The organism is Flavivirga aquimarina, from assembly GCF_030540835.1.
GTDB classification, from domain to species: Bacteria; Bacteroidota; Bacteroidia; order Flavobacteriales; family Flavobacteriaceae; genus Flavivirga; species Flavivirga aquimarina.
In genome coordinates this window covers 1-25,382 of record NZ_JAUOEK010000135.1, presented here as the reverse complement: position 1 = coordinate 25,382, position 25,382 = coordinate 1, and the positions used below count along the sequence as shown (strand labels likewise).

Annotated in this window: 17 protein-coding genes; 12 read left to right on the top strand and 5 right to left on the bottom strand. The window is 32.3% G+C overall.

Translation table 11 applies throughout. From position 1 onward, the window contains the following. The first annotated feature begins 153 nt into the window (after positions 1–153). The 10 genes from Q4Q35_RS13750 (at position 154) to Q4Q35_RS13705 (ending at position 11,238) form a co-directional block, all read left to right on the top strand. Positions 154–576 (top strand): hypothetical protein, encoded by a 423-nt coding sequence (locus Q4Q35_RS13750; RefSeq protein ID WP_303278569.1) that lies wholly within the window; start codon positions 154–156, stop codon positions 574–576. A 124-nt stretch (positions 577–700) separates the two neighbouring features. After that, positions 701–1,294: a hypothetical protein gene (locus tag Q4Q35_RS13745; RefSeq protein WP_303278568.1), complete on the top strand. Its 594-nt coding sequence runs from the start codon at positions 701–703 to the stop codon at positions 1,292–1,294. Between the two features lie 387 nt (positions 1,295–1,681). After that, the gene (locus Q4Q35_RS13740) at positions 1,682–3,997 is read left to right on the top strand and encodes a TonB-dependent receptor (RefSeq protein WP_303278567.1); all 2,316 of its coding nucleotides are present in this window, start codon (positions 1,682–1,684) and stop codon (positions 3,995–3,997) included. A gap of 11 nt (positions 3,998–4,008) precedes the next feature. Then, positions 4,009–5,046, top strand: coding sequence for a sensor histidine kinase (locus Q4Q35_RS13735; RefSeq protein ID WP_303278565.1), 1,038 nt, complete (start codon positions 4,009–4,011; stop codon positions 5,044–5,046). After that, positions 5,043–5,717, top strand: coding sequence for a LytR/AlgR family response regulator transcription factor (locus Q4Q35_RS13730; RefSeq protein WP_303278564.1), 675 nt, complete (start codon positions 5,043–5,045; stop codon positions 5,715–5,717). Before Q4Q35_RS13735 ends, Q4Q35_RS13730 begins: the two co-directional genes overlap by 4 nt. Positions 5,718–6,101: 384 nt before the next feature. After that, positions 6,102–6,443, top strand: coding sequence for an integrase core domain-containing protein (locus tag Q4Q35_RS13725; RefSeq protein WP_303278563.1), 342 nt, complete (start codon positions 6,102–6,104; stop codon positions 6,441–6,443). A gap of 41 nt (positions 6,444–6,484) precedes the next feature. Further along, positions 6,485–8,188, top strand: coding sequence for a hypothetical protein (locus Q4Q35_RS13720; RefSeq protein ID WP_303278562.1), 1,704 nt, complete (start codon positions 6,485–6,487; stop codon positions 8,186–8,188). Between the two features lie 157 nt (positions 8,189–8,345). Next, positions 8,346–8,999, top strand: coding sequence for a porin family protein (locus tag Q4Q35_RS13715; RefSeq protein ID WP_303278561.1), 654 nt, complete (start codon positions 8,346–8,348; stop codon positions 8,997–8,999). A 203-nt stretch (positions 9,000–9,202) separates the two neighbouring features. Beyond that, a complete protein-coding gene (locus tag Q4Q35_RS13710; protein ID WP_303278560.1) occupies positions 9,203–9,766 on the top strand; it encodes a hypothetical protein in 564 nt (187 codons plus the stop codon). A 164-nt stretch (positions 9,767–9,930) separates the two neighbouring features. Then, positions 9,931–11,238: an alpha/beta hydrolase gene (locus Q4Q35_RS13705; RefSeq protein ID WP_303278559.1), complete on the top strand. Its 1,308-nt coding sequence runs from the start codon at positions 9,931–9,933 to the stop codon at positions 11,236–11,238. A gap of 19 nt (positions 11,239–11,257) precedes the next feature. Here Q4Q35_RS13705 and Q4Q35_RS13700 read toward each other — a convergent pair whose 3' ends face one another. After that, complete coding sequence (locus Q4Q35_RS13700; protein ID WP_303278558.1) at positions 11,258–12,253, bottom strand: PorP/SprF family type IX secretion system membrane protein; 996 nt, start codon at positions 12,251–12,253, stop codon at positions 11,258–11,260. Between the two features lie 18 nt (positions 12,254–12,271). Beyond that, positions 12,272–18,118 carry a PKD domain-containing protein gene (locus Q4Q35_RS13695; protein WP_303278557.1) on the bottom strand — a complete coding sequence of 1,949 codons (5,847 nt, stop codon included), beginning with the start codon at positions 18,116–18,118 and terminating at the stop codon, positions 12,272–12,274. Positions 18,119–18,384: 266 nt separating this feature from the next. On the opposite strand from Q4Q35_RS13695, the gene Q4Q35_RS13690 reads away from it, so the two are divergent. Next, the gene (locus Q4Q35_RS13690; RefSeq protein WP_303278556.1) at positions 18,385–19,308 is read left to right on the top strand and encodes a patatin-like phospholipase family protein; all 924 of its coding nucleotides are present in this window, start codon (positions 18,385–18,387) and stop codon (positions 19,306–19,308) included. Here the strand turns inward: Q4Q35_RS13690 and Q4Q35_RS13685 are convergent. From Q4Q35_RS13685 to Q4Q35_RS13675, 3 genes are read right to left on the bottom strand one after another with little or no spacing between them, the layout of a single operon-like run. Further along, entirely contained in the window at positions 19,300–19,821 is a 522-nt protein-coding gene (locus Q4Q35_RS13685; protein ID WP_303278555.1) for a DUF7935 family protein, read from the bottom strand. The genes Q4Q35_RS13690 and Q4Q35_RS13685 overlap by 9 nt on opposite strands. A gap of 6 nt (positions 19,822–19,827) precedes the next feature. After that, entirely contained in the window at positions 19,828–21,402 is a 1,575-nt protein-coding gene (locus Q4Q35_RS13680) for an FMN-binding glutamate synthase family protein (RefSeq protein WP_303278554.1), read from the bottom strand. A 1-nt stretch (position 21,403) separates the two neighbouring features. Next, positions 21,404–22,678 (bottom strand): amidohydrolase, encoded by a 1,275-nt coding sequence (locus tag Q4Q35_RS13675; RefSeq protein ID WP_303278553.1) that lies wholly within the window; start codon positions 22,676–22,678, stop codon positions 21,404–21,406. A gap of 133 nt (positions 22,679–22,811) precedes the next feature. Between Q4Q35_RS13675 and Q4Q35_RS13670 the strand changes: the two genes are divergently transcribed. Further along, a complete protein-coding gene (locus tag Q4Q35_RS13670; protein ID WP_303278552.1) occupies positions 22,812–25,154 on the top strand; it encodes an ATP-dependent helicase in 2,343 nt (780 codons plus the stop codon). Positions 25,155–25,382 lie beyond the last annotated feature (228 nt).

Genomic DNA, 25,382 nt, shown 5'->3' with positions numbered 1-25,382 from the left:
AGAGCTACAAAAAATGCAATTAATTTATACAACGAAATAAGATTACACTTATCTTTAGATTATAAAACACCTAATATGGTATATAAATTATCAGCGTAAAAATCAATTTTAACCTGTAGCCATATTTTAGGACAAGACATTAAACAAGATCAAATGAAATATATTTTAACCATAATGATAATTTGGTTCACTGGAACTAATAGCTTTTCTCAAGGGAGCTGGAATATAGGTTATATTGAGATTGATTCTCTTAATTCAGATTATCTAAATACTCAAATAAAACTGGACTTTAAGCACGATTGGTTGGAAATGAAAAAACCAGAAAAAAGAAAGATTCGACATTATGTATCACCTAAAGACACGGCATATTTATTGATAGATAATTACAAGACAGTTTTAATTGAGAGAAGAACAATTTATGTGGATCATGGCTCATTTAATGACCAATTTCTCGAAATAGAGAATTACAATAAAGAGTTGAGTAGGAGAATTTATGACACCAAAATCATTCAATTGGAAGAAGACAGAATTAAGGTTCGAGTTGTAATTAAAAATTATAAAACCGTAGAATTCTAGATTGACAAAGACAAGTTAGATGGAATAATGATAAAGAAATAAAAAAACAAACATAAAGGTTAGACACTAATTTAGTGTAAAGTCTAATCTTTAACTTGTGTAAACAATGTTCCTTAACGAACATATGAAAAAAACTCGCAGAAATAATCAAAAGAGGAATCGATTTTCGATTTTATTCCCGATTTTGACAATTGTCGGAATCGGAATTATTATTGCTTTTGTGACCAACTACGAGCCGAATTGGAGTTATAATTGGAGTGGAATTCGCACGGAAATAAAAGACTCTATCAAAGTTTCAGAGTTACGAGGAATTACAAGTGGAATTGGTGGAATGGGAATTTCAACAAAAAGCGAAGTTTACAGAAGACGATGGATTATGAGAAACGCAACGGAATCTGAACTTTTAAAACTGACTGAATATCCAAATGGAACTGTAAAGGCAATTGCATATGAGGGACTTTTAAGAAAAAAAGAATTTACTAATAGAACTAATTTAACTTTGAGAGCAATCCAAGACACGACCTATCTTGTGGATTATCAATCTGGTTGTATTGGATGGAATAGAGAAATTGGAGAATATTTAATTCAAGATGTTTTAATGATTGACGACCAAATTCCACCATTTCCACCTGAAATGCAAACTGAATTTGGACTCACCAAAATTGATAAAGAAAAAATATTATCGGAATACAAAAAACGTCCGAAAAGAGAATATTAAAAATACTGTAACTAACAACGGCTCCTATGAAAAGCACTAGCCAATCCCGATAGCTATTGGTACTTCAAAGTTACTATTTTCTTTTTGATATAACTTGCTCAGCATCCTATTTTTGACCGATTCCTGACCGTCACCAGCATTTGTATGATTATAAGTTATAATAACCTGCCTACTTGCTATAAAAATGTGATACTAAATAGATATTAATTAGTTCTCCTCTTTTCTTCTGTTAATTTAATAATTCAAAGTAAAGGTAACCGTTAGGTACAAAAGAAGTCCCTGTTTTTATCATATTCTTTCACAGAGCAATAAAGTACGTTTACATATTAAAGTTTTTAAATAGTTAGCATAACAGCAACTTTGTTTTGAATTAAAAAAACTAATATTTTGAAACGTATATTCATCTTGCCTTTATTATTGCTTTTTATAGTTGTATCAGTATCTGCTCAAAAAACACAATTAAAAGGAATTGTAATTGACAGTATTACACAAGAGACAATCCCTTTTGCTACTATAGCAATTTATAATAAAATTAAGTTAGTGGATGGTGTGTCTGCTGATGAAAATGGAAAATTTCAATTAAATACAAGTAAAGTTTTCACACATCTAGAAGTTAGTTTTATTGGTTATGAAACATTACGACTGATGTTATCAGAAACGGAAAATATAAATGAAATAATTATAGCATTAAAGCTTGACATTACTTCTCTAGAAGAAGTAATTATTAAGGGAAAAAGAACCACAACACAACTTAAAATAGATAGAAAAATTATTAATTTAGAAAGTGACATTCAACAATCTGGGGTCAATGCTTTAGAGGCATTTGATCAAATACCTGAAGTGCAAACTGATATAGGTGCAGGAACTGTGTCCTTACGGGGTAGTGATAATGTGCGTGTTTTGATTAATGGAAAGCCTTCTTCATTTAGTGCAACTGAATTATTACAACAAATTTCAGCTTCCTCCATTGATCATGTGGAAATTATAACTTCACCTTCAGCAAAACATAGAGCAGATGGAATTTCGGGTATTATTAACTTAATCTTAAAAAAAGAAAGAAACTCTGGTTTTAATTTAGGATTAAATACATCTATCGGCACAAGAAGGCATAGTTTAGGAATTAATGGAAACTATAATAATTCTTCAATAAACTTTCGAGTGAGTGCTTCAAAATCAAGCAATAAAGAAACTAATAATCAAACTATACATCGTCAATTTAGTAATGGAAATACTGAAAGTGTTTTTACACCATATGAGTTTGATGGAAGTATTTATAAAATTGCTTCAGGATTAGATTTCTATATTAAAGATAAGCATGAATTTTCTTTTGGTTTTGACTATACAGATGATTCACATAATTACGAAAACAAATCAACCTATTTTAATGTATCAGGTCGAGATAACTACGATTATTTGAGAGAGAATAGTCATTTTCATTATGTAACAATATTTAATGCAAATTATAGATTGAAATTTGATAACGTCCAACATTTTTTAGAATTTGACTATAATTTAAATAGTAGTAATAATAATTATCCAATAATGGATTATGAAGACGGCACATTCCTTTTTAATCAATTTTTGACAGAAGATTTTGTACTACAATCTTTAGCACTAGATTACATTTTCCCTATTAATGATAAACTAATTATTGAATCAGGAATATCTAGAAATACTCAAACATTAGAAAGCCAAAATCTGTTTTCTCCAGTAAATGATGCAACTACAAGAAATCAATTTGAATATGACGAATCCTTATTAGGATTATATGGATTATGTAAATTTTCATTGGGTGAAATAAATTTGCAAGCAGGATTACGTTATGAATATTTCAAATCAAATTCAGAAAGTAGGACTAATAATTTCAAAACATTACAAGAATTTTCAAACCTATTTCCATCTGTACATTTATCTTATCCAATCAATGACACTAATACAATAAATTTAGGGTATAGTAAACGTGTATCAAGGCCAAACTTTCATCATATTAATGCGTTTCAAATTGTGAATCCGCTTTATGTTTGGGAATTTAATCCAAATATAACACCCGAAATTAGTGACAATATTGAATTTACTTATCAAAAAAGTATTAAAGGATTCAATCTAGGAATTACAAGTTTTTATCGTCATAGAAAAAATGTAATATTATGGACAGAATTTTCAGAAAATAATTTACAAGTATTTCGTTATGAAAACTCAGGAACATTTAATTCTTATGGCGTTGAAACTACAGTAAGGTATAAATTAGCATCTTTTTGGAATTCTAGGCTTTCCGCCAACTATTATTTCACAAAAATAAACCAAAGCTCAGCTGTTACTTGGGATAGAACATACTCTTCTAGTATTCAGTTTAAAAATACATTTGATATTAGTGAAAACTTAACAGCTGATATGACTTATCTTTATACACCAAAACGCCAAAGTACATTTAATTATGTAGATGTTAGAAATAGATTAGATTTTGCAATAAGCGGACGATTTTTAAAAAATAAGCTTACTGCTAATTTTAGAATAGTAGATATTTTTAATAACAATGTTTTAAATAGAACCAGTAAAACTAGCAATCTGACCCAAAATACTAATTGGGATATACAGTCGCAAACCTTGAATTATTTATTTACTATAAAGTATAAATTATTTAAAAATAAAGAGCGCACAAGAAGTAGAAAGAATAGAAAATATAATGACACTCCAATTGATTAAGTAACATAAATATGTCAACTATAAAGTATAACGAGATGGGATTACTAACAAAATTTAAAGAAAAAGAACCCTTATTGCACGTTGGTTTCTGGATTATTTATTTGTTGTTTCCTTTTTTGAAATCTGTAGGTAAAGATACTCCCTATCATTTTTATAGTGAATTAAATGATTTGCTTTTTGCGATGATTGTATTTTATGTATCCTATCTAATATTTTTTCCCTCTAAAAAATATATATGGAATGTAGTTTTGTTGTTTATTCTCTTTTGCATTTTAGGTTATTTAAACTTGAACGTTCATAATTGGCTATTTAGCGGTACTCACGAGAAATCATTTTTGAGCTATTATGCGATAGGTTATATATCTACTTATACAGTTTTGTCCTTATTTGCCTTTGTGCTTTACTCTATAAAAGAATCATACAAAAAGCAAGCAGAGCTAGAAGAAGCTAATAGAAAGAAGCAGCAAGCAGAATTATCAGGACTAAAGTCTCAAATCAATCCGCATTTCTTGTTTAACACCTTGAACACTATTTATTCCAGCGCAATAAAGAAAGAGAATAAAACCGCCGAAATGATTTTGAAACTATCAGATAGTTTTAGATATGTTTTACATGAAGGTCAAAATGAGTACGTTTCATTAAAAAAAGAAATTACACATATAAAAGATTATATTAGTTTACAAGAAGAACGTCTTTCAAATAAATTAAATATTGAATTTTCGACAAGTATCGATAACTACGAGCAAGATATTTCGCCATTGCTACTAATTTCATTTGTAGAAAATGCATTTAAATATACAAGTCTTTTAAGAGGATCTCAACATCAAATAAAAATAAGGATTACATTAAAAGACAAGGTATTTGCTTTTTTGTGCGAAAACCCTTTTAATAGAAATGCTGAAGAAGAAATTGATGCCAATTGGAAAGAATGTGGTATAGGTATTGCCAATACTAAAAAGCGATTGAAATATTTATACCCAAACAATCATCAATTGCACATAGAAGAACTTAATAAGCTTTTTAAAGTAACACTCAATATACAATTATGATACGTTGCATAATTTTAGAAGATGAAAAACCAGCACAAGAAGTGTTGCAAAGTTATATTAATAAAATTCCTTTTCTAGATTGTATTGGCATCTATGAAAATGGATTGGATATTAAACAAGAACAATTACAACAAGTTGAACTTTTGTTTCTTGATGTTCAATTGCCAGAATTGAATGGATTATCCTATTTGAAAACAATTACTAATCCTCCAAAAGTTATTGTTACTACGGCATATTCCAATTATGCTCTCGAAGCTTTTGAGGAAGCCGTAGTAGACTATTTATTAAAACCTTTTTCTTTTGAACGCTTTTTTAAAGCCGTAAACAGAGTTAGAAACAATTTAATTCATCAAAAAAAGGAAATTGATAAGAACCTGTTTTTATATTCAGATAAAACCTTGTACAACATACATATTGATAATATCTTATTTTTAAAAGCAGAGGTTGATTATGTAAAAGTAATTACCGCAGAAAAAAGCATTTTAGTTTTAGATAGTTTGCGTAATTGGAATGAAAAACTACAAAACTTCAGATTTATACAGATACATCGTTCGTTTATTATCAATATTGACAAAATCACAAAAGTATACGGAAATCAAGTATTTATTGGTGACCAAGAAATTCCTATTGGTAAAACTTATAAGGAACTATTTATTAAAAAGATTAAATGACGGATAAATTTTGAAAACGAGGAGAACGAGAAAAAATACACTACAACACCGATAATCGTTGCACAAGACACTAAAAAACGCAAAAATTAACTCAAACGCTTCTTTTTTAAATTTTATTTAAAATACATAAAATGAAGTTGTTATGGTTCCTAGGTCTCAATTAAAGAGATAACATTATAATATGTTGTAGTAAATTCCCATAAAACCCTAAAGAAATTGTTATATTGGAGTGGGTATTATAGATATATAGTTAATATTAACTATACTGATATTACATACATTAGAACCGTAAAAGGATTTTGTTACTTAGCACTAATAACAGATATGTATTCTCGTAAAATAGTTTGATATGACCTTAGTAATAGCCTAGAATTAAAAGGTTGTGTGAGAGCTCTTAATAAGGCTATCTATCAAACCAAAGACATCAAAACGCTCATACATCACTCTGACAGAGGAATACAGTATTGCGGTAATGTATACACACAAATTCTTAAAAGAAAAAAGATTGGTATTAGCATGACCGAAGAAAACCACTGCTATGAAAATGCAATGGCAGAATGTGTAAACGGTATCCTTAAAGATGAATTTTATCTCGACCAGACCTTTGAAAATGTCGATCACGCAAAGAGAGCTGCAAAAAATGCAATTAATCTGTACAATGAAATAAGATTACACTTATCTTTAGATTATAAAACACCTAATATGGTATATAAATTATCAGCGTAAATCAATTTTAACCTGTAGCCATATTTCAGGACAAGACACAAATGAAAAAACAATTATTTACTTTAATAATTTTATTAGTCTCAAACTTAACTTTTGCACAGGAGAAACTTGAACCAACAATTCTAATACTTTCCCCAAATGAAACGAAATATGAGAAATCATTCAAGAGAGAAGTAGCGAAATACAACAATAGTATTATTAAAAACAATAATACTTCAGAGACAGAATCTTACCTTAAATCTGAAGATTTTTTATCACAATCTGAAAACATTCAAGAAATGATAAAAAGTGAAATGGAATTTGCTAAAAATATAGATTTTTTCAAAAATATAAGTTCCATTTCCGAGCAATTTTTAGCTTATCGTTTTTTTGAAAAATTCCCAAATCTATTAATTATTCTAAAAGACCAAAAAAGTGATGGTTCTTTAACTAATCTAAAAAGTATATCTGAAAACGAGAAATTTCAATATGTTCTTAATTTCTCAAAAATTGAGTTGTACAAAAAGGATAATGTTGGTTATGCTGAAATCAAAATTCAATTATTTGATGACATATCAAACTCAATAATATTAGACAAATCTTATATTGGAGACTGGAATAATCCTGGATTTGAGTTTGCGTGTACTAATGAATCAATTAATTGTACAATTAACAATGCTTTGTCTAAAGCATTGAACGATATTATTTACACAATTGCAATTAACAGTCCGACGTTAAAAAAAGAAAAACAATTAAGTCAAGAAAGATTAAATATTCTTTCAAATGAATATTTAAGAAAAGATTTTGATGAGCAATTTTTAAAAAACATTCTATCCAATAGAAATGGTAAACCTTTTCAATTATTGCTAAATGATGACAAAACAAAATTTGTAGCTTTTTTTATTGAGCAAGTTTCTTCTCAAGACTTAAAAGGTCTAACCGAAAACAAAAAAGATAAAAATGTAAAAATCATTTCACCAAATGATATTAAGGATAAAAAGTTTCTGGAAGAAATTCCAAGAACATATGCTTACATTATAAAAGCTGTTAAATATAATGACAAATGGTATTACGAAAAATCTAACGTTACTTATTTTCAAGCAAACTCAATAAATGTAGGAGAAGAACAATATTTTAATAATCTTCAACAATGGAATTTTTTTAAAGAAAATTCAACAGAATTAAATCCTGACTTTTGGGAAACTAACCTATTTGAAAAAATCCCTGATTTGAAAAAAGACCCAGATTGGGATAAATATGGAGAATCTATTTGGAAAACTGATGAAGTTAATAATCGAAATTATATTGGATTATACGAAATTGTAGCAGACTCTTTAAGGAAAGAAAAACAATCAAAAAACACTTCTTTTGAAGAACAACTAAACGAAAACATTTTTAAACCAACTTATGAAAGTTTAAAAAAAAATAATCCTAACAATTATTCAAAATTATCTGTTCACTCTTTAATATATCCAGAAAACAGAGATTTAGCAATTAATCCTGTATTAGTAACCGACAAGGAAGGAATAAAAAAACTTCAGTATTTTGTGGCTTTTAATGATTCCAAAAAATTATATGAATGGACTTATTTTGAACCTTTGGCTATTAAAAGTAATTTATTTGGAAGCGAAGTTGTTAACCAAATTGGTTCTCTAACCGAATGGAATTTTTCTGTTGACAATCTAAATGACGAAAAATTTTGGAATCAATATGTTTTACTAAAACAAGGAAATGATTATAAATATTTAAAGGAAATAAAAGAATAAAACCAGCTGCAACAACGTGCCCTATGATTAATTGCTATTACTTGCCTACTTACGGAAATTCTAGTAGATTTTCTATTCCGTTTGTATTTGCTAAATTAGGCGCTTAAAATATATAACAAACCATATAAACACGTTGTAAACATTAATCATGATAATAATGAATAAATACCTTTTTTTATTAGCATTACTTGTTTTCATATTTAGCAATGAAGCAAAAGCTCAAAATACTGATATGACATTAGGTATTAAAGTTGGTGCTAACTATTCATCTTATACACCAAAATTTATAATTTCTGGTTTAGAAGATATACGCTACGAGAGAAAAATTGGATTTTACTTAGGAGGCTTTGTGAATTTTGAAATATCATATGATTTCAGTATTCAATCTGAGCTTATTTTTGCTATACAAGGTTCGAAATTATTGAATGAAAATATTGAATTGATTGATATAAATGGCTTTATTTCTATAGTTGACTTTGAATCTAATATCAATGAATCCACAATTATAGTTCCTATTATTGCTCAATACTTCATCAATGAAGATTTTTATCTTGAAGGTGGTCCTCAATTTGGATACATAATAACCCGAAAAGAAAAAATAATTAAAGACCCATTTAAAGAATTTACAGGAACAGATGCAGAGTCTATAGATTTTGATTATGATAAATTTGATTTCGGACTTACTTTTGGTATTGGGTACAAACTTTCAGAAAAAATTGCTGTAAATACAAGATATTTTTTAGGCTTAATTGAAAGAAATAATACCATCAAATCATCCGTTTTTAATTTAGGAATAGAATATAAATTATAACTGTTTATAATAACAGTAATCGTAGCACAAGACACTAAAAAATGCAAAAATTAACTCAAAAGCTTCTTTTTAAGGAGCTTTATTTTTTAGAAGGTCTTATTTGAAGTGAGGAAATCCATTAACTCATTGAAAACTATCATTCACTCATTTAAAGTTTTAGAATAGAGAAACAAAGAATAGATTTGAAAATAAATCTAAACTGAATGAGAAAAACTGTATTTATATTCCTAATAATTGCTCTGAATCTGAACTTAAGTTTTTCACAAACTAAATCTGAAATTGGTTCATTGTTAAACGGAATTTCAGAAACGGAAAATTCTAAAGAAATTACGAAAACCGAACAAGCTAAAAAAATTATTGCTTTTGGGGAAAATTCTCTAACAACTCTTGCGGAATTTTTTACTGACTCAACTTTGACGAAAGTTAAATCTGAATGTCAAGAACGGAATTTAACAAAAGGAGAAATTGCTATTATTATTGCTGATCAAATTGAATTTATGCCATATCTAACATTAACTGGAATTCAGAATTGCCTTTTGACATTTTGTGAGAATAACCCAAATTTAGTGGAGTATTATTTTGATGCAATAAAGAGAGATGGAGTTGAAAACTTTCAAAAAAAATATATTGATTGGCTTAAAAGTGAGGAACACGAAAAATACATGCCTTTATTTGTCCGAAAATCAGAAAAAGAAATAGAAAAACAAGAAAAGAAAAAAGCTCGAAAAGAAAAGCGTAAAAAAAGACGAGCGAAAAGAGATAAATAAAAACGATTTGCCAGTACCGTATATTTAATTGCTTCATGTTTGCATACTCGGAAAATCTTCGCATTTTTTCTATCTTGGTACTTAACCTGAAAAAAAACCTGCGGATTTTCACGCAATAAATCATAGATAAGACCGTTAGCAAAAAAATGACTAAAACCCTAAAAATGAAATATAAATGGTTACTGCTTATGATTTTACTGTTTCAAACGATAAATAGTCAATCCCAAAAATTGGGAGATTTGAAAATTATTGATTCTAAGGTTTTAAAAGAAAAAAGGAATATAAAAGTTTTATTACCTAGCGATTATTCTACTGAAAATAAATATCCAGTAATCTACATCACTGATGCTAATTATAATTTTGAAATAGCATCGACATATTTAACTCAACTTATAAAGTTCAATGCTGTTCCTAAAACTATACTGGTAGGGATAACTCAAGAAAAGAGATGGGATGAACTTGATGTTTTTTGGAAAGAAAACGGTATTAAGTTCAAAGATTTTATTTTCAACGAACTCATACCATATATAAATACCGAATATTCAACATCAGGATTTAATGCTATAATTGGTCATTCTGATGGAGCGGAATACAACCACTTATTAATGCTGCAAGAAAACAATCCGTTTAGAGGCTTCATTAATATAAGTGAAAATTTAAATACCGATATTAGTAATGGTATTTCAGAATACTTTAAAGCATACAAAGGCAAGAAATTATTTTATTTTATTGCAAGTGGGAAATATGATAGTAAATATAGAATAGCTGCTGGTGAGGCAATAGAGAATTTTTATAAAAACTATAAAAACACAAATATTATTTTTCAAAATAAATTGTATGATGCTGACCATCAAAATCTTCTTTCAAAATCGTTAATAGATGGAATTTCTTATATTTTTCAAGATTATAGAAATTTATCTAACTACAATGGCTTTAAAGATTATGTAAAAAATTACAAAGGTGATGTTGAAAGTATTTATGGCTTTACACCAAATGAAAATAGGGTTGATGTTGACCACTTTTTTGTCAAAGCTCTTGATACTAAAAACCTAGAACTGTATGAATATATAGTAGAGTATTGTAGAGAAAATAAAATCTTTAACTTTTTAACATATGATAGGTCTTGGCACTATTATTATATGGGGCAACATTCCAAATCTATTCAATATTGGAATAAAACTATAGAAAACTTTGAAGGTACTTCTCCTCGTGTATTTTATTATAACTTCAAAAAGGCCATTGATTCATACTCGATTCTAAACAATCCAAAAGGAGCAATAGAGTTTTTGGAAAAATGTAAAAAAGTATTACCCGAATATATTCTTGAATTTGATTATTTTATTGCAAAAGTTTCTTATGAAAGAAATGTTGAAAAAAGGAAAGGTAAAAAAAGTTTAAAATATTGTTGGACGAATTATAAAGAGAACAGATACTTTAAAAAGGAGGATTTAGATAAATTAAAAATTAAATAAAACTGAGGTTAAATAAAAACTATTTCCGTCTTTCCAAGTTTGCTGGATTTCTACAAACTAGACAGCCCGCTAAATACGTGATAGAGAGCTCGTAAACTCCATCGGTTCTACCAATATTAGATGTATTTAAATCATAGGAAAAACCAAATCGTAACTGCTCGAATTCTAATCCAATAAAAGCATTAATAGAAGTTAATAGATGACTGTTTAAACTGTTTTTAGCAGGATTGGTAACTGCCATAGCACCCAACATAAATTTTTCGAGTTTAGCAGTGGCGCCTATATCTAATCTGTTATACTGACTCTGTTGCATATAATTAACAGAAAGGAGGATATCATTATAGTCAAAATAAGGAAATCTGTAATTGGCATGTATAGAATAAAAGATGTCTAGCGGAACATTACCATTTTCTACAAAAGAAATATTAGGTTTGTTTAAGTGTTTAATAGAAGCCCCCAACCATAAATCGGTATCATTTCGTGTGTTTTTTTTATCAAAAACAAAACCGGCGTTAAAATCAAAAAAGCCTATATTTCTGTTAGCATTCATAGCATACACGTCCGATGAAATTGGATTTATAGTCTCAGAATTAATATTGATTTGGTCTGCCAATACCAGATTACTAAAATTAAAAGATTTGGTACCAAAACCAAACTCTACAGCTGGTCTAAAATACCAATCGTTTGCTAGCTTTACATGGTATGAGTAATTAACATTACCTTGTAAGTGGTTGTAACTGGTGTTGTTTTCATGCTGATTTAAAATGCTAATACCAATGCCACCAATGTTTTCAAACCACGTGTTAAAAAAAGCATATTCGGTATCTATTCTCAAATTTAAACTAGGCCATTGTGTTCTATGGATTAAACCAAAATATGTAGCATCCTCAAAACCAGAAAAACCGGGATTCATAGTTTCCGGTACTAATTGGTATTGTGTAAAGATAGGGTCTTGGGCGTTTACTTTTAAAGAAAAGGAACTTATAATAATTAAAACTAATATTTTAATTTTCATCTATCTTAACTGTATTGGTTATTTAATTAATACTACAGGACCTTCTTTTGTAATGGTTTCTCCATAAAAAGTTTGGGCAGAAAATTTAAAGTAATAATTACCGTTTTCTGCATCTGCATCATTTACTTTACCATTCCAGCCATCAATATCATCTCCTTTTTCAGAATAAATTAAACTACCCCAGGTATCGTAAATATCTAAGACCATTTGGCTCAATCCTATAAACGCCGGATTAAAAAAGTCGTTCATATTATCATTGTTAGGAGTAAAAGCATTGGGCATTATAAGGCTGTATCCTTTTTCAACAGATAGTGTGATAGTTTTTTCATAAATACAACCAAAGGGGTAGGTTACAGTTTGTGTTACTATATAGTCTCCTTCCGTAATGTAAGTATGTATTGGGTTTTCTTCGCTAGAAAAATTGCCATCTCCAAAATCCCAAAGTATAGAAGTATAGTCACCTATAGCCGTATTTGTAAATTGGATGGGGTCTTTTTTTGAATATATACCAAAAGAGGTATAACCGATAGAGTTAAGTTCGAAACCAGCATCTCCAAGAACAGGAATATCTACATTGTGTGAAAAATTTGTAGTACATCCATGACTATCAATAACACTAATAATAGCTAAACCATCCTGATCTGTATTCATGATTTCATTATTGGCTCCGCTAACCGTTCCACTAGACCAGCTTATTTGATAAGGGGGGATACCTCCGGTAACCCTGGCAATAAAAGTTTGTTCTACATTTCGGGTTATACAATCAAAATCTGTAATAGTATCTACTTCTATGGTAAGCGGGTCAAACCTGTTAACCGTCCAGTTATTGGATATTTCGCACCCATTGGCATCTGTAACAACTACCGAATAGGTACCAGGAGGGATATTGTCTAAATCCTCAGTAGTAGTACCATTGGACCATGCATAACTTAGAGGAAGTGTCCCACCAGTTACCGTTAAATTAATAGCACCACTATTAGCATCGTTACAATCTAAAGCATCAGTGGTAACCGCAGAAAGCTCTAACGGATCTGGCTCTATAAAGGTAAAGGTCTCGGTTATAATACAAGGGGTTGCATCAGTAATGGTTACTGAGTAAGTTCCCGGAATCAAATTGTTTCGTTCTACACCAGCAGAAGCATCATCATCCCATACAAGCGTTACAGGGGTCATACCTCCAACCAGATTGAGAGCAATACTGGCATCATTTTCTCCATAACAGGAAATTTGTGTTACAATTGGAGTAATTGAAAACTCCGGAGCTTCATCAATAACTACGGTGGCTTGTTTTTCGCAATTGGTGTCATCGGTAATTGTAATAATATAAGTACCGGCAGATAAGTTGTTTTGATTAGAGCCTGAACCTAGATTGCTCCACTGAATTGTATAAGGAGGATTACCTCCAGAAATATTGTCAATAGTTATAGAGCCATTATTATCGCCATAACATTCAATTTCAGTCGTACTAAAATCTATAATAATTTCATCAGATTGATCCAAAACAACCTGTAATGTATCAGTACAACCGGATTTGTCAGTAACAATCAAATTATAGGTTCCGGCAAATAATCCCGATAGGTTTTGGAGGTTGCTTGTATATCCGTTTGGACCTGTCCATGAATATAAATAATCAAAAACTCCGGGTGACACTTCAATTTGTCTTCCTCCTATGGTGTTAATATTAATAACGCCGGTAGCTTCTCCGAAGCAAATAATATCAACTTGATTTACTAAACTAATATTCAATGCAGGAGGTTCAATAATTTGAAAATCTTCAATTATAGGTGTACAATTATTAGCATCGGTAACAGTAATCTGATAATCTCCCGGCCCCAGATTTGATAAGTCTTCTATATTAGAAAATGATAATCCATTTCGTGTCCAGCTATATGCATAAGGAGTGGTTCCTCCGGAAATATCTATACCAATCGTACCATCATCAGCACCAAAACAGGAAATAGTTTCGGGATCAAAAGAGGTAGCACTAAAAATTAGCTCATCAGGTTCTTGAATGGTCAATGTATCTGTAAACGGACAACCACCTTGATCATTTATAGTTATAGTATAATCGCCAGGTTCTAAACTGAAAATATCTTCATCTGAATTGGTATATCCATTAGGCCCTGTCCATGATATTTGATACGGATTTCCTGTAGAAAAAGGAATACCGCCGCTAATAGTTATTTCGATAGACCCCGTATTCGATAGGTAGCATCTGCTGTCTATTAGGTTGTTTATAATACTTATTGAAGGATTAACAGTAATAGTAATAGTGAAATCGTTACCAGTACAAATACCAGAAACAGGAGTAACCGTATAGGTAACAGTAGCCGGATTTGTTGTATTGTTTGTTAATGTCTGACTAATATTATTCTGAGGAGTAGTTTGGCTTGTAGCGCCGCTTATCGTACCTGCCGGGTTAATTACTGGAGTTGTCCAAGTATATTGTGTACCTGTAGGAACCGTATCCCCACCACTGGAATCTGGAATAATATTAAAGTTAACGCCACTACAAATAGTTAGTGGTATATCTGAAATATTCGGAGTTTGGTTAACGGTGAGTTCTGCAGTTTGCGATGTAATTTCAGTACAGCCACCACTAGAAAACGTAATGGTTGCGTAATAATAAAGGGTACCAATAGTTCCAGAAGGAGGACTGTAGGTAGAAGTCGTCTCTCCGGTTAAAACAGTGCCTGTTGTGTTATTGTTAACGGTGTTTGAGTACCATTGATAGGTGGGCGTTCCTACACCATTAGCATAAACAACAGATAGTGTGTTGAAAGTTTCACCAAAGCAAATCGTTTCAGATAAAGGATGGGATGTAAACGAGGGAGCCTGATTAATAATGACTTCCGAAGTATCACTAGTAATACTACATCCTGGATCTGGCTGTGTAATAATACAGTAATAATAAAGGGTGCCAACACTATTTGTAGGAGGTGTAAAAGTCGCATTTGTCGCTCCAGTTATTATAGTACCACCAGAATTGCTGTTGGTCGTATTGCTATACCATTGATAATTATATGTGGTTCCTGAACCACCTATAGCTGCTACTTGTAAGTTTTGCGGTACTGTGCCTTCGCATAAGGTTTGAGAGACTATAGGTTGGGTTGTCATTGTAGGATCGTTTACTACAATAACTTCGGAGGTGCTACTGGTTATTGGGCTACAACCACTTCCTCCCGGTGTTATAATAACGTAATAGTAATAATTTCCTGAGACTGTAAAAGTAGGAGGGGTGTAACTGGTATTGGTAGCCCCAGTAATAATAGTTCCTCCTGTATTAGAATTGGTCGTGTTGGAATACCATTGATATGTAATAGCTCCAGTACTTCCAGAATGTGTGACAGATAATGCCGTATTAACATCGCCTCCAACACAAATATTTTGACTGGTTATAGGGTCTGTATCAATTTGAATACCATTTACAATTTCAATCCGAGCTGTATCGGAGGTTATTTCATCACAACCAGAACCAGATGAAAAAGATACTACACAGTAATAAAAAGTGACTCCAACGGGATTATTTGGAGGTGTGTATGTTGCTGCCGTTTCACCTGTTATAATAGTTCCTGTTGTGTTATTGTTTGCAGTATTACTGTACCATTGATACGTTGGTGTTCCGGGACCATTTACGGCTACTGATAACTGATTTATTGGTCCGTTTAAACAAATAGTTTCCGATTGTGGCTGACTGGTAAAAGAAGGTGCAGGGTCTACTGTTATAACAAGGTTAACAGGATTCCCCGGGCAACTACCAACCGAGGGTGTTATTGTAAAAGTAACATCTTCCGATGTGCTGTTAGCATTAAAAATGGTCTGTACAGGAATTGTATTTGTATTGCCAGAAGCAATAAACCCTGTTACACCGGCAGGAGCAGAAGCTGTCCAATTATATGCTGTACCTGTTATATCTGATGTTAAAATAACTTGACTGGTATCTGTTCCAGAACAAATGGTCTGTGTTAAGTTTGTATTGGTTATTGTTGGAACTGGGTTAATTACAAAACTTTCTGTGTCTGTAGTAGTATCACAACTGCTTGTAACACTAAATGTAACCTGATAGTTGCCCGGGGTAGGGTAATTTATAGTACCAGGGTTTAAGGCAGTTGAACTGGCAGGAGAGCCTCCGGGGAAGCTCCAGCTATATGTTAAAGTTTCAGATGTCGGAGCGCAACTTACTACATTTACTACAGGGTCTATACTTGCCGAACCACAAAAATCTGTAATAGCGTTAATGGTAGTTGTAGGAGGTTGTTTTACAATAATATCTTGAGAGGTCGTGAAATTTCCACAAGAATTGGAGGCTCTTAAACTTATGGTGTATGTTCCAGGAGTATCAAAGTTAAAAGATGGATTTGTCGAGTTTTGATTGGTCCCATTTGTAAAATTCCAAATACCTGGTGTTGTACCACAATAATCTGGGGCATATGCAACTTGCCATAAATATGTTGGTGGTTCGCAGCTATCTGTTTCATCAGTTGTGTTTGTAATGTCAATATTTAATATGCTACAGCCATTATCTGTATTTGTTATAAAAGTTGGAGTAAGTGGTGGTTCAATACATATGTCTTGAGAGTAAGTTGTTTTTTCACAAATATTATTATCTGCAGTGAGGGTTACTGTATAAGTACCCGAATTTGAAAATGTGTGATTTACATTTTGATATCCATTCACTATAGTAGGAGTAGAGCCATCACCAAAATCCCATGTAAAAGTCATATCAGACGAACAGTTAAATCCAAAACCGGGATCTGTTGTATTTACAAATTCAACAGAAGTGTTTAAACATTCAGAATCTGGAGCTGTAAAACTTGCATTTGGGCTTATTAGTATTAAAATATTTGGGAGGGTTGCAGGGTTAGGGTTGGGAGCACAAGCATTTCTTATCCAAAGTCTTACAGTAAATTCATCTGGGCAATTTGATGTTATATATGAATGGGGAGCTATAGGAAAAGGTAGTGAAGCAGAAGGGTTTGAAGCATTATAAAAAGAAGATGCTTCTAAGCCTGCTTGTGTATAAGAAATAGTTGTTCCATCGCCAAAGTCAATATCGTAAGTTGTATCAGAAGTATTAGTTCCCCAATTAGTAATTTCGAATTGTAAACTTGCAGTTGGAGCGCATAAATTTTGTGTATTTCCCGGACCAGATATGCCACCAGAAGGGTTTGTTGCATTTTTAACATAATAGGTAACTGTATTGGAACAACCATTACTGCCATTAGCTGTGATTTCCATTGCATAGGTTCCAAATCCTGAATAATTATGTGACAAAGGAAATGTAACATTGTTTTGTGTATTACCATCTCCCCAATCAATATCGTAAGAATCAATACATGAACTAGAGGAGGAACCATTGCCAACTTCAATTAAATACTCAGAACTTGCACTAGAGTTACCACAATTATTAAATGGTCCTGCTATACCTGGATTGGTATCGAAAAATGAAATGCTTGGTTGTTCTCGTATAGACACCGTTTGTGTATCTGAGGCAGATAAACCATTAATATCTGTAACAGTAAGTGTTACACTAAAATCTTGAGTACCACAGCCTGTGGCATCAAAAGTATAATTTGGGTTTTGTTCTGTGGATGTTTCCCCATCTCCAAAATTCCAAGTATAATTAAACCCGCCATCACCAGTAACGATAGAAGTGAAAGAGATAGTTTCTCCAGAGCATAAATTATTGGTAAAATTAAAGTCTACAGTAGGAGGTGGAGGTAATTCCGAAGTCACACTATTAGAATAATAAGAAAAGGGGAGAGTGTTTATTTGTTCTTTATTGTTTTCAAATTTGTTTAAGGAGAAAATAGTAACACTAATTGAAAGAATAAATAGTGATGTAAGAAAATTAATCTTACCCATGTGTTGTAATTTTGTTAATAGCTGAGACTAAAATAGATAAACTTTTTAATGAGGGACTATTTAGTATTATCATATGTCGATTTTTTCTACAAAATGCATAATTTATGGCATATAAAGCACTTCAATATAAAGTTGAGGTTGTTGTGTTTTAAAATATTCCACAAAATGCATAAAATATATATGTGAAACAGTGAATACTTAAATAAAAGAACTTTAGTCTTAAAATTAATACAGGTTCTTATATATTTACATTAAGAATTATAAAAATGAAAGCATTAGTAATTTCTGGAGGAGGTAGTAAAGGGGCATATGCCGGTGGCGTAGCGGAGTATTTAATACAAGAAGAAGGAAGAGATTATGATATGTTTTTAGGAACGTCTACAGGAAGTTTGCTAGTCCCACATTTAGCTGCAGGAAAGATTGATAAAATTAAAGAGGTATTCACAAATGTAAATCAGAACGATATTTTTAGTGTTAACCCTTTTGTACAACGAAAAAAAGGCAATAGAGAATTTGTTTCTATAGATTTTATAAATACGATATGGCAGTTTATAAAGATGAAACGTACTTTTGGAGAAAGTAAAGCATTGCGTCGTTATTTAAAACGACACTTCACACAGGATGAGTTTGATTTTATTAAGGAAGCTAAAGAAGATGTTGTAGTAACAGTATCAAATTTATCGAAGAACAGGGTAGAATATAAATCTATAAAAGATTTTGATTACGATGAGTTTTGTGATTGGGTTTGGATTTCCTGTAACTATATTCCATTTATGTCTTTAGTTAAAAGAAACGGCTTTGAGTATGCCGATGGAGGTTTAGGATGTGTTGTTCCTATTAGGGAAGCTATACTGCGTGGAGCTACAGAAGTTGATGCCGTTGTTTTAGAATCTGAGAATATGGAGTACAATAAAGTACTCGGTAAAAACCCGTTTTCTTTAATGATTAATTTGTTTAGTCATCTATTAGACCAGGTAGAGCGAAGTGACATTACTATAGGGAAATTAGCAGCAAAAAATAGAGATGTAGAACTTAACTTATATTATACACCTTCTAAGCTTATTGAAAATTCATTGATATTTAATAAAAAACTAATGACTTCGTGGTGGCAACAAGGGTATGATTACGCTAAAGAGAAATGTCGCGAAGCCCGTTCAAATGAGCTGCGTATTGATGATAGTTTACCATAAATCCGATACTTCTTCTTTAATAAAAGAAAGTGCAGCATCACTGGGTGAATGACGTTCCATCATTTCGGTTAATATGATTTCTCTTAACTTATTTGCCGAATCTGTTTTTTCGAGTAAATTGGCTTTTCTAATAAGTTGAATCGTGGCATTTTTTGCGGTAGTAATAATATTCCAACACTTATCGCTAATATATATTTGTTGCGATAGATTATGCTCGAATTCCTGTTCGATTGTATGTATAAGCAATGCTTCGTAATCATCTTTATTCGCAGATGAGGGAGTCGTTCTAATTAATAGTTTGGATGGCGTAATGCGCTCTAAAAACAAAGCCATTCTTTCATATGCCTGTAGACGTAAGGGCATGGCGGTTACCTGTAAATCTTTTTTTAATAAAAACCGTCTGCGACCATCTTCATTTTTAGTATGTTCTCTAAAAAAATAATATGCAATAACACCGGTTATTAATGATGGGATAGCGAATAAAAATAAATCTAAAATTCTTTGTGCATCCATAAACTGTTAGTCGATTTGGGTTTTATTATAAATTCCTCCCAAATATAAACAATCTTTTAAATCTTGCATGCTTTTAAATGGCACGGGTGTTTTTTTATACATATAAGTTCTACTTAATTCTTTTGAAAGGTTATGGTCGTCTACATTAATCTCGACATCATCCATTTTAAATTGACAAGGATGCTCATAACCTGCAGCATGTGTAATTTCCACCAGTTCTTTTTTGAAGGTTTTAAAGTATTGAGCTAAACGTTCCGATTTTAAAGTAGGGTCGATGCCATTTTGCAACCATTTGCTTTGTGTAGCGATACCACTTGGGCATCTGTTGGTATGGCAAATTTGAGCCTGAATACAACCAATACTCATCATGGCTTCGCGTGCTACATTAATACAATCTATTCCCATGGCAAACGCCATAGCTGCTTTAGCAGGGAATCCTAATTTTCCACTACCAATAAATACAATACGCTCAGATAAACCTTTATTTTTAAAAAGCTTGTATAAGTCACTAAATCCATAAACCCAAGGAAGAGATACATGATCTGCAAAACTTGGAGGTGCGGCACCAGTACCACCTTCGCCACCATCAACAGTAATAAAATCCGGTCCTTTTCCTGTTTTCACCATAATATCTGCGAGCTCATTCCATTGTTCCAATTTACCAATAGCTGCTTTAATACCAACAGGTAAGCCTGTAGCCTCAGCAATTTCTTCTATAAAATCTACCATTTCCGGAACGTTGGAGAATGCTTTGTGATTTGGTGGAGAAAGTACATCTTTCCCAACTTCAACTCCACGAATAGCAGCGATTTCCTTAGTGATTTTTGAACCCGGTAACACACCACCTTTTCCCGGTTTTGCTCCTTGAGACAGTTTTACTTCAATAGCTCTAATAAATGGGTTGTCTTCAACCAGTTTCTTCATTTTATCCATTGAAAATCCACCGTCCTTTGCGCGAACACCAAAATAACCAGTACCAAAATGGAATACAACATCACCACCATGGCTGTGATAAGGAGACAAACCGCCTTCACCTGTGTTATGGTATGCTCCGGCTATCTTTATTCCTTTGTTTAATGATTCTACTGCTTTAGCGGAAAGTGAACCGAAACTCATAGCAGATACATTGATAACTGATGCTGGACGATATGGTTTTTTACGTTTATTAAATGCGCCCATAACTTTAGCACAGGGTAAGAAGGTTTTATCAATACTATTTGGATGATCTTTATCTATTTTAAAAGGCATCATGGCATTATTAATAAAGACGTGCTGATGCTCATAAATATCTCTGTCGGTACCAAAACCTTCGTAATTATTTTCTTTTTTTGCCGAAGCATAAATCCAACCGCGTTCAATACGATTAAAAGGTAGTTCTTCTCTATTGTTGGCTACAAAATATTGACGCATTTCGGGACCAATACTTTCTAACCAATATCGTAAATGCCCAATTATAGGAAAGTTATGACTAATGGTATGGCTTTTTTGAATAAAAATATCGCGTATGGCTAACAAAACTAAACCAATTAAAATCCAACCCCACCACGAGATATTTGATAAAAATTCTAATACGTTATTCATTCTAATTATTTAAGTAATCAAAGGTTATTTGAGTGAATGCTTTTACTCCTAAAAGTAAACCTTTTTCGTTAATTAAAAAGTCTGGTGTATGATGAAGGGGAGGTTTAATAGCGTTTTCTGGTTTCCCTCCTAAATAAAAATAGAAACCTGGGATTTTTTCTTGAAAATATGAAAAATCTTCACCAATAGTTTCGGCTTTTATCTGGATAACATGGCCGTCTCCAGCTACTTTTTTAAGTGTTGGTAACATTTTAGAAACCAAGTCATGATTGTTGTAAGTAACCGCAGTGAAATTTTCAAATATAATAGAGGCTTCACCGCCATAAGCTTTTGCAATAGTTTCCACCATTTCTGTCATACGTTTTATGATATGAATTTTCATATTAGGATCTAAAGTCCTAAGCGTTCCTATTAATTCGGCACTTTCAGGTATAATATTAAAGCGAACACCACTAGTAATTTTTCCAACGCTAATAACAGCAGCTTCATTTATCAATTCAGTTTCACGGCTTATAATAGTTTGTAAACCATCAATGATTTTAGCCGAAATAAGAATTGGATCGACGCCCAACCAAGGTTCAGAGCCATGTGTTTGTTTACCTTTAACATTTATAGTAAAACGTTCTACAGCAGCCATAGCACCACCGGGTTTATAATGAATTTCACCAACGTTAACACCAGATCTGATATGCAAACCAAAAATAGCATCGACTTTGGGGTTTTCAAGAACACCTTCTTTTATCATAAGTTTAGAGCCACCTTCTTCTCCAGGAGGAGGACCTTCTTCGGCAGGTTGAAAAATGAATTTTACAGTGCCGTTAATTTTATCTTTATTCTTTGAAAGAATTTCAGCAACACCCATTAAAATAGCAGTATGTGTATCATGCCCACAAGCATGCATAACACCAGTTTCTGTATTTAGAAATGTTGTTTTTACTTCAGATTTAAATGGCAAGTCATTACGTTCGGTAACAGGTAAGGCGTCTATATCTGCACGTAGGGCAATAACTTTCCCCGGATTCTTTCCTTTTAATAAACCAACGACACCTGTATGCGCCACTCCGGTTTTAACTTCAATACCTAAAGATTTTAAATGCTTTGCTATTTTTTCTGCTGTTTTAAATTCTCTGTTTGACAACTCCGGATTTTGATGAAAATGATGCCTCCATTCAATAACTTTACTTTCAATGTCTATATACTGTTGCTCTAAATCATTTTGCCCTTGAGTAATAGTAGATATTCCAAAGAAAATAAATATTAAAAAAAAGTATTTCATAATGTTATTCAAATTTTGAAGCTTAAAGATATTCAAAAAGTAGAAGCAAGCTATAATTGTTTATAATTATTAATAAATCCCCTTAATTAAAAGCATAACAATGGTTATTTTCACATCTTAAAATAGAAATGAATTGGAAAAGTATTTAAGTCAGTTAAATGAAGCACAGTTAGAGCCTACAATTCAAATTGATGGCCCTATGATTGTTATTGCTGGAGCTGGTTCTGGAAAGACCCGTGTACTTACGTATCGTATTGCCTATATGATGAGTAAAGGAATAGATGCATTTAATATTTTATCGCTGACTTTTACTAATAAAGCGGCTCGCGAAATGAAAGAGCGTATTGCTACCATAGTTGGAGCAAGTGAAGCCAAGAATTTATGGATGGGTACGTTTCACTCGGTATTTGCCAAAATTTTACGAATAGAAGCAGATAGGTTAGGGTATCCTAGCAATTTTACTATATATGACACTCAAGATTCCGATAGGTTAATTGCATCTATTATTAAGGAAATGGGGCTTGATAAAGATATTTATAAGTATAAACAGGTACGTTCCAGAATTTCATCGTATAAAAACAGTTTGATTACAGTACGTGCCTATTTTCAAAATCCGGAGTTAAAAGAAGCAGATGCCATGGCTAGACGTCCCAGAATGGGTGATATTTATAAGGAATATGTAGAGCGTTGTTTTAAAGCTGGGGCTATGGATTTTGATGATCTGTTACTTAAAACGAATGAACTGTTAACGCGATTTCCCGAGGTTTTAGCAAAATATCAAAATCGTTTTAAATATATTTTAGTTGATGAGTATCAGGATACCAACCATTCACAATACCTAATTGTGAGAGCCTTATCCGATAAATTTCAGAATATATGTGTTGTAGGGGATGATGCGCAGAGTATTTATGCGTTTCGTGGTGCTAATATTAATAATATTTTGAATTTCCAGAAGGATTATGATGATGTGAAAGTATTTAGACTGGAGCAAAATTATCGGTCTACAAAAAATATTGTAAATGCGGCAAATTCTATTATTGATAAAAACCAGACAAAGTTAGATAAGATCGTTTGGACAGCGAATGATGAAGGCCCTAAAATAAAAGTCAATAGGTCTTTAACCGATGGAGATGAGGGGCGTTATGTAGCAAGTACTATTTTTGAAACCAAGATGCAAAATCAGTTAATGCATAGTGATTTTGCGATTTTATATAGAACCAACGCGCAATCGAGGTCTATTGAGGATGCTTTGCGTAAACGCGATATTCCTTATAGAATCTATGGAGGTTTATCGTTTTATCAACGTAAGGAGATTAAGGATGTCCTTTCCTATTTAAGATTGATAATTAATCCAGCTGATGAAGAAGCCTTAAAGCGTGTGATTAACTTTCCACCCAGAGGTATTGGTCAAACTACGGTTGATAAATTAATTGTTTCTGCAAATGGTTATAATCGTACCATGTTTGAGGTGATGAAGAACATTGATAAAGCAGATGTTAAAATTAACTCGGGTACTAAAACGAAACTTCAGGATTTTGTAACCTTGGTAGAAAGTTATCAAGTGCTAAACCAAACCGCAGATGTTTTTGAATTAGCAGAACATGTTACAAGAACGAGTGGACTAATAAAAGAATTCAATAAAGATGGTACGCCAGAAGGGGTTACCCGCATGGAAAATATTGAAGAACTTTTAAATGGTATGAAGGATTTTGTGGAAGGCCAAAAAGAGATTGCAGATACCACAGGGTCTTTAGCAGAGTTTTTAGAAGATGTTGCATTGGCAACCGATTTAGATGCCGATAAAGGCGATACAAATCATGTGGCGCTTATGACAATACATTTGGCTAAAGGTTTGGAATTTCCGTATGTATACATTGTTGGTTTGGAAGAAGATTTGTTTCCCAGTGCCATGAGTATGAATACACGTAGCGAACTAGAGGAGGAGCGAAGACTGTTTTACGTAGCGTTAACCCGTGCTGAGAAACAAGCGTATTTAACCTATGCGCTATCAAGATACCGTTGGGGAAAGCTAGTTGATTCTGAACCAAGTCGTTTTATAGAAGAAATTGACGAGCAATATTTAGAAATTTTAACGCCTATTGAGGAACGACGTTTTAACCCTATGCTGGATGCCGATATTTTTGGAGACGTTAAACAAGATGTAGAGCCCAATAAGATTCGTTATAAACCGGCTAAACAGCCTGTGCTTAAAAAAGGGGCGGCAAAAAAAGCGCCTGAAAAATTTCAAGTTACGACACCTAAAAAATTAAAGCCTGTTGTTAATACCAATGGAAATACTAATTTATTTGACAGTAAGTTAGTTGTTGGTAATATAGTGAAGCATCTTCGTTTTGGGACAGGCGAAGTTTTAAAAATTGAAGGTACCGGAGCAGATATTAAGGCGGAAATTAATTTTCAACATGGTGGAGTTAAAAAATTACTGTTACGTTTTGCTAAGTTGGAAGTTGTAGGTTAATCGAAAAGAATTCCTCGAGGCTCTGCCTCGGGGTTTCCGTTGAAATTGTCATTCCCGTGAATCCCGATAGCTCCTAAAATCCGCAAGATTATTCAATAAAAATGCCGCAAAGATTGTTTTACCAATACTTTGCGGCTTGTGCTTTTTCACCTAAATTGGTGTTTCCACAAAAAGACACAAGATGAAAGTATTGAATTCTTCTCAGATAAACGCCTTTGGCGGTATTAA

What these genes read in the sequence shown, in the direction of transcription:
- Q4Q35_RS13720 (WP_303278562.1), top strand. Translation starts at nt 6,485, where the DNA reads ATGAAAAAACAATTATTTACTTTAATAATTTTATTAGTCTCAAACTTA.
- Q4Q35_RS13745 (WP_303278568.1), top strand. Translation starts at nt 701, where the DNA reads ATGAAAAAAACTCGCAGAAATAATCAAAAGAGGAATCGATTTTCGATT.
- Q4Q35_RS13685 (WP_303278555.1), bottom strand. Translation starts at nt 19,821, where the DNA reads ATGGATGCACAAAGAATTTTAGATTTATTTTTATTCGCTATCCCATCA.
- Q4Q35_RS13750 (WP_303278569.1), top strand. Translation starts at nt 154, where the DNA reads ATGAAATATATTTTAACCATAATGATAATTTGGTTCACTGGAACTAAT.
- Q4Q35_RS13690 (WP_303278556.1), top strand. Translation starts at nt 18,385, where the DNA reads ATGAAAGCATTAGTAATTTCTGGAGGAGGTAGTAAAGGGGCATATGCC.
- Q4Q35_RS13730 (WP_303278564.1), top strand. Translation starts at nt 5,043, where the DNA reads ATGATACGTTGCATAATTTTAGAAGATGAAAAACCAGCACAAGAAGTG.
- Q4Q35_RS13735 (WP_303278565.1), top strand. Translation starts at nt 4,009, where the DNA reads ATGTCAACTATAAAGTATAACGAGATGGGATTACTAACAAAATTTAAA.
- Q4Q35_RS13705 (WP_303278559.1), top strand. Translation starts at nt 9,931, where the DNA reads ATGAAATATAAATGGTTACTGCTTATGATTTTACTGTTTCAAACGATA.
- Q4Q35_RS13710 (WP_303278560.1), top strand. Translation starts at nt 9,203, where the DNA reads ATGAGAAAAACTGTATTTATATTCCTAATAATTGCTCTGAATCTGAAC.
- Q4Q35_RS13680 (WP_303278554.1), bottom strand. Translation starts at nt 21,402, where the DNA reads ATGAATAACGTATTAGAATTTTTATCAAATATCTCGTGGTGGGGTTGG.
- Q4Q35_RS13700 (WP_303278558.1), bottom strand. Translation starts at nt 12,253, where the DNA reads ATGAAAATTAAAATATTAGTTTTAATTATTATAAGTTCCTTTTCTTTA.
- Q4Q35_RS13715 (WP_303278561.1), top strand. Translation starts at nt 8,346, where the DNA reads ATGAATAAATACCTTTTTTTATTAGCATTACTTGTTTTCATATTTAGC.
- Q4Q35_RS13675 (WP_303278553.1), bottom strand. Translation starts at nt 22,678, where the DNA reads ATGAAATACTTTTTTTTAATATTTATTTTCTTTGGAATATCTACTATT.
- Q4Q35_RS13695 (WP_303278557.1), bottom strand. Translation starts at nt 18,118, where the DNA reads ATGGGTAAGATTAATTTTCTTACATCACTATTTATTCTTTCAATTAGT.